Origin of the sequence: Pseudomonas protegens (assembly GCF_003363755.1) — a bacterium.
GTDB classification, from domain to species: Bacteria; Pseudomonadota; Gammaproteobacteria; order Pseudomonadales; family Pseudomonadaceae; genus Aquipseudomonas; species Aquipseudomonas danubii.
Map to the genome: position 1 here is coordinate 3,714,228 of NZ_CP031396.1, position 10,692 is coordinate 3,724,919.

Genomic DNA, 10,692 nt, shown 5'->3' on the forward strand with positions numbered 1-10,692 from the left:
TCACGACCTGAATTGAGGTCATGATTATGCAAAGTATTCTGGCTGACAAAGCCGTCAGCGTATCTGAGTTGAAGAAAAACCCTTCTGCCGTCTTGAGTGGTGCCCAGGGCGGGCCAGTGGCGGTGTTGAATCACAACCGTGTCATGGGCTACATGGTTCCGGCCGAGGTTTTCGAAGCGTTGATGGAACGCCTGGATGATCTGGAGTTGGCCGAAATCGTTCGCGCGCGCAGCCATGAGACGCCCGTTCCGGTCAGTCTGGATGACTTATAGGCTTGAGTTTCTGCCTTCGGCACACAAGGAATGGAGCAAGTTGGGGCATACGCTTCGAGAGCAATTCAAGAAAAAGCTCGCCGAACGGCTTGAGGTGCCGCGAATCCCCGCTGATGCCCTGCACGGGCTTGCCGATTGCTACAAAATCAAACTCAAGGCTTCGGGCTACCGGTTGGTATATCAAGTGATCGAAGAACGCGTCGTGGTTTGCGTGGTTGCGGTAGGCAAGCGCGAGCGTGGCGCTGTGTACGAGCAGGCCAGGAAACGCTGAGGTTTGCTGGCAAGCGGTGTTTCTCCATCATCAGGTAATTGTTACAAAACTTGACTGAATTTATTCGGCGATGCCATATTGATAGTTAGCAAACTAACAGTGTGCGAACAGTCTTGTGCCTCATTCCCTTGAATCACTCCACATGAACATCAGCAGTGGCATGGTGGTTGCGTCCCGTCATTGGCGGCGTATCTGCCAGACCACCCTGGTCAACTTTGGCATCTCCGAAGCCTGTGCGGTGCCCCTGTTGATGATCGGGCGCCTGGGCGAGGGCGTGCGTCAGGTCACGGTGGCCCAGGCCGCGGGGATGGAAAGCCCATCCCTGGTGCGTTTGCTGGATCAACTGTGCAGCGCCGGCTACGTGTGCCGCAGTGAAGACCCCAACGATCGCCGGGCCAAATGCCTGAGCCTGACCGACAGCGGCCGCGAGCTGGTGCACGCCGTGGAGAGCGAGTTGGTGCGCCTGCGCCATGAAGTCCTCGAAGGCATCAGTAGCAGCGACCTGGAAGCGGCACTGCGGGTGATTCGCGCCTTCGAGTCCGCCAGCCATGTACCGGCGCTGCCATCTTGAAAGGCTTTTTCACCGGCATGCCCCCCGCGCGGGACTGGTTCTACGGTGTACGCACCTTCGCCGCCTCGATGATCGCCCTGTACATCGCCATGCTGATGCAGATGCCGCGTCCCTATTGGGCCATGGCCACGGTGTACATCGTCTCCAGCCCCTTTGTCGGCCCCACCAGTTCCAAGGCGCTGTATCGGGCGGTCGGCACCTTTCTTGGCGCGGCGGCGGCGGTGCTGCTGGTGCCGATGTTCGTGCAGAGTCCCTATGTGCTGGTGCTGATCATCGCCCTGTGGACCGGGATCTTGCTGTTCCTGTCCATGCACTTGCGCACTGCCAACAACTACGCCCTGATGCTGGCCGGCTACACCTTGCCGTTGATTGCCCTGCCGGTGGTGGACAACCCCCTGGCGGTGTGGGATGTGGCCGAGGCACGAACCGAGGAAATCTTCCTCGGCATCATTTGCGCTGCGGTCATCGGCAGCCTGTTCTGGCCCCGGCGGCTGGCCCCGGTGTTCGTCGATTCCACCAGCAAGTGGTTCGCCGATGCCGCGCGCTACAGCCAGCGCTTCCTGGCCCGCAACGTCCAGCCTGAAGAAATCAGCGCCCTGCGTGCATCGATGGTGGGCACCTTCAACAGCCTGGAGTTGATGATCGGCCAGTTGCCCCACGAAGGCGCCCGGCCGCAGACGGTGCGCAACACCAAGGAACTGCGCGGACGGATGATCCACCTGCTGCCGGTGGTGGATGCCTTGGATGACGCCCTGTACGCCCTGGAACGACGCGCCCCGGAACGGGTGGCGCAATTTGCCCCCTTGCTGGCCAAGGCCCAAGCGTGGCTGCAAGGCACCGCCCTTGATGCCTCGGTGCAACACTGGCAAGCCCTGCGCAGTGAGCTCGAAGCCCTGCAGCCGAGCGCCGAAGCCCTGGATGACCGACGCCAATTGCTGTTCTCCAATGCCCTGTACCGCCTCGGCGAGTGGATCGACTTGTGGCAGGACTGCCGCAGCCTGCAGCACGCCATCCAGTGCGAAAGCCAGGACACCTGGCGCGCGGTCTACCGGCATTGGCGCCTGGGCCGGCTGACGCCCTTTCTCGACCGCGGGCTGATGCTGTATTCGGCGGGCTCGACGGTGCTCGCAATCATCGTCGCCTCGGTGCTGTGGATACTCCTGGGCTGGACCGACGGCGGCAGCGCGGTGATCCTCGCGGCGGTGGCCTGCAGCTTCTTCGCCTCCATGGACGACCCGGCGCCGCAGATCTATCGGTTCTTCTTCTGGACCGCGATGTCGGTGCTGTTCGCCAGCCTCTACCTGTTCCTGATCCTGCCCAACCTGCATGACTTCCCCATGCTGGTGCTGGCCTTTGCCGTGCCCTTTATCTGCGTCGGCACCCTGACGGTACAACCGCGGTTCTACCTGGGCATGCTCCTGACCATCGTCAACACCTCGTCCTTCATCAGCATCCAGGGCGCCTACGACGCGGACTTCCTGAGTTTTGCCAACGCCAACCTGGCCGGGCCCATGGGCCTGCTGTTTGCCTTTGTCTGGACCCTCATCGCCCGGCCGTTCGGCTCGGAGCTGGCGGCCAAGCGCCTGACCCGCTTCAGCTGGCGCGACATCGTCAGCCTCTCCGAGCCGGCAACCCTGGCCGAGCACCGGCACATGGGCGCGCAGATGCTCGACCGGCTGATGCAGCACCTGCCGCGCCTGGCCATGACCGGCCAGGACACCGGCGCCGCCCTGCGGGAGTTGCGCGTGGCGCTCAATGTCCTGGACCTGCAGGCCTACGCGCCACGGGTGCAAGGACAGGCCCAGACCCTGCTGCGCCGGGTGGTGGCCGAGGTCGGCGAATACTTCAAGGCCTGCCTCAAGGCCGGTGAGCGCGTGCCCGCACCCAGTGTCTTGCTGATGACCCTGGATCGCACTCGGCGAGCGCTCAACAGCCAGGGCCAGCAAGGCGACGACGAAACCTGCCTGCACCTGCTGCACGCCCTCAGTGGCCTGCGCCTGGCGCTGCTGCCGGGGGTGGAATTCGTCGCCACCGGCGAGCTTGAACAACCCCTTCCCCATGGCATTGATGGAGCGCCCTTGTGATCGGTGATCTGGATATCAGCGGGGTGTTCCTGCCCACGCTGCTGGTGCTGATGGGCATCACCTATGGCTTGTACCTGTTGGTGCACGGGGTGCTGACGCGCTTGCACTTTTATCGTCTGGTCTGGCACCGGGCGCTGTTCAACGTGGGTCTCTACGCGCTGCTGTTGGGCGCGGTGGACTCTCTGAGTCGATACCTGATGACATGAAAAAACCTTTATTGACCATTGGCCGTGTGGTCCTGACGTTACTGGTGGTGACCTTCGCGGTCGTGGTGGTCTGGCGCATGGTGATGTACTACATGTTCGCGCCCTGGACCCGGGACGGGCACATCCGCGCCGATATCGTGCAGATCGCCCCGGACGTGTCCGGGTTGATCCAGCAGGTGGAGGTGCGCGATAACCAGCTGGTCAAGCGCGGCCAGGTGCTGTTCAGCATCGACCAGGACCGCTTCAAGCTGGCCCTGCGCCAAGCCAAGGCGGCCCTGGCCGACCGCCAGGAAACCCTGGCCCAGGCCCAGCGCGAGGCCAGGCGCAACCGTGGCCTGGGCAACCTGGTGCCGCGCGAGCAACTGGAAGAGAGCCAGTCCCGCGAGGCCCGTGCCCAGTCGGCCCTGGCCGAGGCCCAGGTGGCGGTGGACAGCGCCCAGCTCAACCTCGACCGCTCGGTGGTGCGCAGCCCGGTGGAGGGCTACGTCAATGACCGTGCGCCACGGACCCAGGAGTTCGTTACCGCTGGCCGGCCGGTGCTGTCGGTGGTGGACAGCAATTCCTTTCATATCGATGGTTACTTCGAAGAAACCAAGCTCGATGGCATTCATGTTGGTCAGGCGGTGGACATCCGTGTGATCGGCGATCGCGCGCGGCTGCGCGGGCATGTGGAAAGTATCGTCGCCGGGATCGAGGACCGTGACCGCAGCAGCGGTTCCAACCTGTTGCCCAACGTCAACCCGGCCTTCAGCTGGGTGCGCCTGGCGCAACGGATTCCGGTGCGGATCGCCTTTGATGACGTGCCGGCGGACTTCCGCATGATTGCCGGGCGCACTGCCACGGTGTCGATCCTCGACCACCAGGCCAAGCGGGAGCCCGGCCAATGAACAGCGGCGCACGTTTGGCCCTGGCCGGACTCGGCCTGCTGCTCACGGCCTGTCAGATGGTCGGGCCGGATTACCGTCTGCCCAAGGACGCGGCGCTGCAACGCCAGGACCTGCAGGGCCAATTGGCCGCCCAGGGCGCCAATGTGGTGTCGGCGCCGGTGCCCACCGACTGGTGGCGCCTGTACCAGGACCCGCGCCTGGACCAGTTGGTGCAGCAGGCCCTGGCCTCCAACACCGACTTGCGCGTGGCCGCGGCCAACCTGGCCCGCGCCCGGGCCCAGGTAGATGAAGCCCAGGCCGCCGGCGGCTGGAGCGGCGGGGTCAAGGCCGGGGTCGAACGTTTGCAGGAATCCGGCGAGGCCTTCCTGCTGCCGGAAAAAGTGCCGGTGGCCAACGTCGGCAACCTGTCCATCAGCACCTCTTACCAGTTCGACCTGTTCGGTACCCTGCAACGCGGCATCGAAGCGGCCCAGGCCAATGCCGACGCGACCCAGGCTGCGGCTGACACCGCCCGCATCACCCTGGTGGCGGATGTGGTGCGCGCCTACACCCAGGTCTGCGCGGCCAACGAGGAGCGGGAAATCGCCGAGCACTCCCTGCGCCTGCAAGCCCAGAGCACCGAACTGACCCAGCGCCTGCGCGATGCCGGGCGCGGCGACGAAACCCAGGTCACCCGTTCCCAGACCCAGTTCAAATCCCTGCGCGCCGAGTTGCCGCGCTATGAAGCCGCGCGCCAGTCGGGGCTGTTTCGCCTGTCGATGCTGCTGGCCAAACCGCTGGATCAACTGCCCGCTGGCACCGGCACGTGCGCCGAGTTACCGCACATCGCCCAACTGTTGCCGGTGGGCGATGGCGCGGCGCTGCTCAAGCGGCGTCCCGATGTACGGCAGGCCGAGCGTCAACTGGCCGCCGCCACCGCGCGCATCGGGGTGGCCACCGGGGCCCTGTACCCGGACATCAGCATTGGCGCGACGGTCGGCACCGTGGGCACCCTCGACAACCTCGGCAAGCCCTCCACCAACCGCTGGGGCTTCGGCCCGCTGATCAGCTGGAGCGTGCCGGCCAGCGGCGCCCGTGAACGCATTCATGAGGCCGAAGCGGCGAGCCAGGGCGCCCTGGCCCATTTCGACGGAGTCGTGCTCAACGCCATTCGTGAAACCCAGACCGGCCTGGCCCAGTACAGCGCCCAGCTGCAACGCCGCGATGCTCTGGCGGATGCCGAGCAGTCGGCGCAACTGGCGGCGGACCAGACTCACCGTTTCTTCCAGGCCGGGCGCGCTTCCTTCCTCGCCGACCTGCAAGCCACCCGTACCTACACCGATATGCGCGCGCAATTGGCAGCGGCCAACACCCAGGTGGCAATGAGTCAGATCGATCTGTTCCTGGCCCTGGGCGGCGGTTGGGAAAGCGGACGAACGCAAGGCTCGCAACCCGCGAAACCCTGAGGCCGTTGCTATGCTTTGATCAGTTGGAACAGTCCCGCGTGCAATGGACTTTCCAGCCGATCAAAGCATGTGATGGTCATGGGGATTCCAATAATGAAAAACCCTTATGCTCCGGGCTTCTGGTGTGCGCTCTGTGCACTGGTGCTGCTGTCTGCCACCTACTTCTACGGCATCATGCTGGCCCACCAGATCGACAAGGCCATGGTGTTCCTCGACAGCGCCAGCGCGCTGATCGCGGTGTTGGCCATCGGTGTGGTGGCCTGGGCCTCGTGGCAAAGTCAGAAAATCAAGAAAAGACAGCTCGAACAGAGCAAGACCCTGGTGATGATCTGGGACACCAAGGTGGCTCTGCGCCGGGTTGAGACCGTGTTCGACCGTTACTTCTGGGGCAGCTACTGGCAGCCGGGGCGGACCTTCGCCGAAGTCATGGGCGAACTCACCGGCACCCCGCTGGAAAAGAGCCTGGAAGCTCTGAAAAAGCAGTGCATCCTGCTGGACAAACAGGCCGATGACGGACGCCATTGGCTGAACAATGCCCGGGAGCTGTCGGATGTCGCCACCGCCATGGCGCGGGAGCGATACCAGCTGGATTTCTGTGATCCCCGCGGCGAATCCCGTGGCAACAGCCCGGTGATCGATCGTGACTTCGAAGTACTGGTCTACACCTGGAGCGCCCGTCTCAAGAGCTTCGACCATCAACTCGACGCCCTGGAAGTCCAATACTCCTGAGCTGCAAGCCTCAAGCCTCAAGCCTCAAGCCCCAAGCCGCCTGCTGCCTTTAGCTTGCAGCTTGGCGCTTGAGGCTTGGTGCTTTTTAGCTTTTGTTGGGCTCGCGCTAGCCGCCAGTGGTAATCTGCGCCGGTTTTGCGCGGAGTCGAGCCGCAACCCGTCATGGGTTCAGGGAAGACGAGCACACCTTCAAACAACGGATATTGATCGGGTCAGACATGAATAAATCAGCAGGCGTACTGTTAGGAATCGTCGTCGCGGTAGGTGTCATCAGTGCCGGCGGCGCCTGGTACACCGGCACCAAGCTGGAAGGGGTTCTGCAGCAGCAGGTGGTTGAAAGCAACAAGGAGCTGCAAGCGGCGCTGATCGGCTATGACGCCACCGCTACCCTGGAACTGGTGTCCCTGGAGCGTGGCGTGTTCAGCAGCGACGCCCGCTATCGCCTCAAGACCCAGGGCGAGGTGTTCAACGGTGGGCTGGAACTGATGATCGCCGACCACATCGAACACGGCCCGCTGCCTTTCTCGCGTCTGATCCGTCTCAAGTGGCTGCCCGTCATGGCGTCCAGTCATTTCCAACTGGAAAATAATGCCCAGACCGACAAGTGGTTTGCCGCCACCAAGGGTGCTGCACCGTTCAAGGGCGTGGTCAATGTTGGCTATGACCTGTCCGCCGAGGGCACTGTGGATTTCGCCCCGATGGAGCTGGCCCGGGATGAGCTGAACAACCTCAAGTTCTCCGGTCTGAACGCCACCTTCAGCGTCAGCGAAAACCGCCAGAAAGCCAAGGTCGACGGCTACATGGACAGCCTGAGCCTGTTCCTCAGCTCGCCGGATAAAGCACCGCTCAAACTGGAAATCAACGGCCTGACCCTGGCCAGCAACCTGCAAAAGAGCAGCTTCGACTACTACCTGGGGCAGAACACCCTGGAGCTCACCAGCACCAAGGCCACCTTCGGTGACAAGCGGTCGGTGCTGACCCTGAAGAACTTCGAACAGAAGACCTCCAGCGAAGAAACCGGCAGCACGGTAGCGGGCCGCGCGGATTACCGAGTGGGCGAAATCGCCTTCGACGGCAAGACCGTGGGTTCGGCCGAGATGCTCTGGAGCATGAAGAACCTCGACAGCCAGGGCATGCTCGATCTGGTCCAGGTCTACCAGACCGTGCTGCAGCCGTATCAGCAGGCGACCAACGAGGCGACTGCCGAGGGCGAACCGGCACCGGAACTGCAAATGAGCGACGCCGAGCAGGTCAAGGTACGTGCCGCGGTGAACAAGGTCCTGGAAGCCAAACCACAGATCGCCCTGGAAAGCCTGGCATTCAAGACCGCTGGTGGTGAAAGCCGCTTCAGCCTGAGCCTGGACCTGGCCAAGCCGCAGAGCCTGGAACTGCCGCCGGCTGAGCTGGGCAAGCAACTGATCAGCCAGCTGGACGCCAAGCTGTCGCTGTCCAAGCCGATGCTGGCCGACGTCGCCGCCTTGCAGGCCCAGGCCGAAGGCCAGACCGACGCCAAGCAAATCGCCGAGCAAAGCGCCGCCACCGCGGAAATGCTCAGCGCCATGGCCCTGGCCACTCAGTTGGCCAAGCTGGAAGGCAATGCGGTGGTGTCGTCGCTGCACTACGCCAATAACGAAGTGAATTTCAACGGCCAGAAGATGACCGTCGAGCAGTTCGTGGGTTTTGTCATGAGCAAAATGGGCGGTGCTGGCACCTTGCAGTAAGCCAGAACGCGCCGCCAGTGGCGGCCCGCTGTGTAACTCCAAACGCCCGGCCCGTGCAAATAGCACAGGCCGGGCGTTTTGCTGTGGGCAAGCGGCTGATGGGCATCATCCGAACAGTCAGCGTCCCTGCACGGCGATAGCCGACGTCGCCGCCACCCCCACTCGCCGTTCTGCATCAAGGTAGCGCCTCGTGCTCATTAGTCCGTTATTACCAGCGTGCAGCACCCACGAGCGGTTGTGGGGAATCGAATATCTGGACGCGGCTGGAAGTCAACAACACCTGACGAAAGATGAGCGGTGCATGGGGCGTGTGAGTCCAAGATGAATATGCTTTGTCTGAATACTTCAAAGATCTTTCTTATTAGTTTTTATATATGAATCAACAGCTTGTTGATTTTTTAGTGCGTTCCTTGCGCCGCAAAAACCTTGTGTCTTGGATTGTCGGTGCATTGTTTTATTGTGGCCAGTGGCTGAAGTAAGGGCTGCGGATGCAGGTTTTCGCTCATGTGTTGGAAGCGCCGAGTACCTTGATTTTTAAGGCTTTCAAGTAAGGTTTTCGCTGTGGAAATTGAGTTTTAAGGGCGACAGTTTGTCGATGAAACGGCAAGTGTTTTTGTCTCTGAAAGTGGATTTAAGAGACTCGTTGATCAGCATCGGAGATTACCCGGCAGCTATTTGACGACACAGTAGTGGCTCATTAGTATCGCGGCACTCCGAATTGTTGTATTCGTTGTTTCGAAGGATCGAATATGTTGCGCTTTACTCACGGGATGAGTTTGTTTTGCGCGCTGTCCTGCCTGCTGCTGACAGTCCCGCTGTCCATGGCGATTGCCGCGCCCTTGCCCGCACCGACCTTCAACCCCGGTGACCAGGACCTGATCCGCGACCGGCAGAACCGCCTGCTGGAAGAACAGCAGCGGCGTCTCGAAGAACTCAAGGACTTGCCCGGCAAGAGCGCCGCGCCTGTAGCGCCCAGCGCACCCAGCGATAGCCGCTGCTTCCCGATTCAGGATATCCAGCTCAAAGGCGCCGATTCGCTGTCCGCCAGCGAACGCGAGAGCCTGCTCAAGCCCTATATCGGCCAGTGCCTGGGGGTGGCCCAGCTCAACGAGCTGCTCAAGGTCATTACCAACCGCTACATCGAGAAGGGCCTGGTCACCAGCCGCGCCTATCTGCCGCAACAGGACCTGTCCAGCGGCCACCTGCAGGTGCTGGTGGTAGAGGGCAAGCTCGAAGGGCTCAAGGCCGCCGAGGGCAGCAAGCTCACAGCCCGCGAACTGAACATGGCCTTTCCCGGCAGCAGCGGTGAGCTGCTCAACTTGCGGCAGATCGAACAAATGGTGGACCAGCTCAACCGCCTGCCGTCGAACCAGGCGCAGATGGAACTGGCCCCGGGGCAGGCCGTGGGCGGCAGTGAAGTGCTGGTCAAGAACAACCCGCAAAAGCCCTGGCGCGTCGGTCTGTCGCGCAGCAACGAGGGCCAGAAGAGCACCGGCGAGCAGCAGTGGGGCAGCTCTTTCGAATGGGACAGCCCCCTGGGCCTGGCCGACCAACTGGTGTTGCGCGGCGGCCACGACGCCGTCAGCGACCACCAGAAAACCTCGCGCAACGCCATGCTCTACTACAACCTGCCGTTTGGCTGGTGGAACCTCAGCTACAGCTACAGCCAGAGCGAATACCGCTCCCTGGCTCAGGCCGTGGGCTTCAACTTCAAGCAGACCGGCGACAGCCAGAACCACCAACTGCGCCTGGAGCGAGTGATCCACCGCGATGCCGTGAGCAAGACCTCGCTGAACAGCGGCCTGAGCTACCTGCGCACCAACAACTACATCGAAGACAGCAAGCTGAGTAACAGCAGCAACCGCCTCAGCGAAGCCCAGTTCGGCATCAACCACGGTCGGCGCATCGGCAGCGCCTTCCTCAACCTCGACCTGGGGCTGCAGGACGGTATTGGCGCCCTCGATGCCCAGCGCGAAAACCAGCGCGACCAATACGGCAATCGCCAGGCCAACGCCCGCTACCGCAAGTACACCGCCACCGCCAGCTACCTGCAGCCGTTCAAGCTGTGGGACGAGTCCCTGGTGTTCAGCAGCCTGGTCACCGGCCAGCGCAGCGAGGATGTGTTGTTCAGCTCACAACGCATGAGCCTGGGCAGCCAGTCCTCGATCCGTGGCTACAAGGACCAGAGCCTCAATGGCGACAGCGGCTACTACTGGCGCAACGACCTGCGCTGGAGTCGCCCGGTGACCTGGGACTGGCTGCGCCCGGTGTTCGCCGAGTACGGCACGGGGCTGGGCTATGACCTCGGCGCGATCCGCAACGATCGCTACAACGCCGAGCAGCATGGCCGGGTCTCCAGCGACTCCATCGAGTTCTTTGCCCGGGGCAAGAACCTTGCCGCCAGCGTGACCTTTGCCCACTCCCTCGAACGGCCCGAAGCCCTGAGTGAACGCGAAGCGCCGATCTATTTCCGTTTGGACCTGTTCCTTTAATTCCGCTCTTTACC

10 protein-coding genes are annotated in these 10,692 nt (G+C 62.5%); all 10 read left to right on the forward strand.

Going from position 1 to position 10,692, the window contains the following annotated elements; translation table 11 throughout:
- The first annotated feature begins 26 nt into the window (after window positions 1-26).
- The 10 genes from DWF74_RS16750 to DWF74_RS16795 all read left to right on the forward strand — a co-directional run bounded on the left by DWF74_RS16750 (window position 27) and on the right by DWF74_RS16795 (window position 10,678).
- Window positions 27-272 (forward strand): type II toxin-antitoxin system Phd/YefM family antitoxin, encoded by a 246-nt coding sequence (locus DWF74_RS16750; RefSeq protein ID WP_060841856.1) that lies wholly within the window; start codon window positions 27-29, stop codon window positions 270-272.
- Window positions 262-543: a type II toxin-antitoxin system RelE family toxin gene (locus DWF74_RS16755; RefSeq protein ID WP_102862559.1), complete on the forward strand. Its 282-nt coding sequence runs from the start codon at window positions 262-264 to the stop codon at window positions 541-543. Before DWF74_RS16750 ends, DWF74_RS16755 begins: the two co-directional genes overlap by 11 nt.
- 142 nt (window positions 544-685) lie before the next feature.
- On the forward strand, window positions 686-1,114 hold the full coding sequence (locus tag DWF74_RS16760; protein WP_102862560.1) for a MarR family winged helix-turn-helix transcriptional regulator: 429 nt from the start codon (window positions 686-688) through the stop codon (window positions 1,112-1,114).
- The gene (locus DWF74_RS16765; RefSeq protein ID WP_115581332.1) at window positions 1,111-3,198 is read left to right on the forward strand and encodes an FUSC family protein; all 2,088 of its coding nucleotides are present in this window, start codon (window positions 1,111-1,113) and stop codon (window positions 3,196-3,198) included. Before DWF74_RS16760 ends, DWF74_RS16765 begins: the two co-directional genes overlap by 4 nt.
- Window positions 3,195-3,404 (forward strand): DUF1656 domain-containing protein, encoded by a 210-nt coding sequence (locus tag DWF74_RS16770; RefSeq protein WP_011058538.1) that lies wholly within the window; start codon window positions 3,195-3,197, stop codon window positions 3,402-3,404. The genes DWF74_RS16765 and DWF74_RS16770 overlap by 4 nt, the downstream gene beginning before the upstream one ends.
- Window positions 3,401-4,291 (forward strand): efflux RND transporter periplasmic adaptor subunit, encoded by an 891-nt coding sequence (locus DWF74_RS16775; RefSeq protein WP_102862562.1) that lies wholly within the window; start codon window positions 3,401-3,403, stop codon window positions 4,289-4,291. The genes DWF74_RS16770 and DWF74_RS16775 overlap by 4 nt, the downstream gene beginning before the upstream one ends.
- On the forward strand, window positions 4,288-5,736 hold the full coding sequence (locus DWF74_RS16780) for an efflux transporter outer membrane subunit (protein WP_115581333.1): 1,449 nt from the start codon (window positions 4,288-4,290) through the stop codon (window positions 5,734-5,736). Before DWF74_RS16775 ends, DWF74_RS16780 begins: the two co-directional genes overlap by 4 nt.
- Window positions 5,737-5,829: 93 nt before the next feature.
- A complete protein-coding gene (locus DWF74_RS16785; protein WP_102862564.1) occupies window positions 5,830-6,465 on the forward strand; it encodes an NADH:ubiquinone oxidoreductase subunit N in 636 nt (211 codons plus the stop codon).
- Window positions 6,466-6,683: 218 nt separating this feature from the next.
- Window positions 6,684-8,186, forward strand: coding sequence for a YdgA family protein (locus DWF74_RS16790; protein ID WP_102862565.1), 1,503 nt, complete (start codon window positions 6,684-6,686; stop codon window positions 8,184-8,186).
- A 749-nt stretch (window positions 8,187-8,935) separates the two neighbouring features.
- A complete protein-coding gene (locus tag DWF74_RS16795) occupies window positions 8,936-10,678 on the forward strand; it encodes a ShlB/FhaC/HecB family hemolysin secretion/activation protein (RefSeq protein WP_115581334.1) in 1,743 nt (580 codons plus the stop codon).
- Window positions 10,679-10,692: the final 14 nt, after the last annotated feature.

Bases quoted from the DNA above. Each gene is read 5' to 3' on its own strand.
- DWF74_RS16750 (WP_060841856.1), top strand. From the start codon at position 27: ATGCAAAGTATTCTGGCTGACAAAGCCGTCAGCGTATCTGAGTTGAAG.
- DWF74_RS16755 (WP_102862559.1), top strand. From the start codon at position 262: ATGACTTATAGGCTTGAGTTTCTGCCTTCGGCACACAAGGAATGGAGC.
- DWF74_RS16760 (WP_102862560.1), top strand. From the start codon at position 686: ATGAACATCAGCAGTGGCATGGTGGTTGCGTCCCGTCATTGGCGGCGT.
- DWF74_RS16775 (WP_102862562.1), top strand. From the start codon at position 3,401: ATGAAAAAACCTTTATTGACCATTGGCCGTGTGGTCCTGACGTTACTG.
- DWF74_RS16780 (WP_115581333.1), top strand. From the start codon at position 4,288: ATGAACAGCGGCGCACGTTTGGCCCTGGCCGGACTCGGCCTGCTGCTC.
- DWF74_RS16785 (WP_102862564.1), top strand. From the start codon at position 5,830: ATGAAAAACCCTTATGCTCCGGGCTTCTGGTGTGCGCTCTGTGCACTG.
- DWF74_RS16790 (WP_102862565.1), top strand. From the start codon at position 6,684: ATGAATAAATCAGCAGGCGTACTGTTAGGAATCGTCGTCGCGGTAGGT.
- DWF74_RS16795 (WP_115581334.1), top strand. From the start codon at position 8,936: ATGTTGCGCTTTACTCACGGGATGAGTTTGTTTTGCGCGCTGTCCTGC.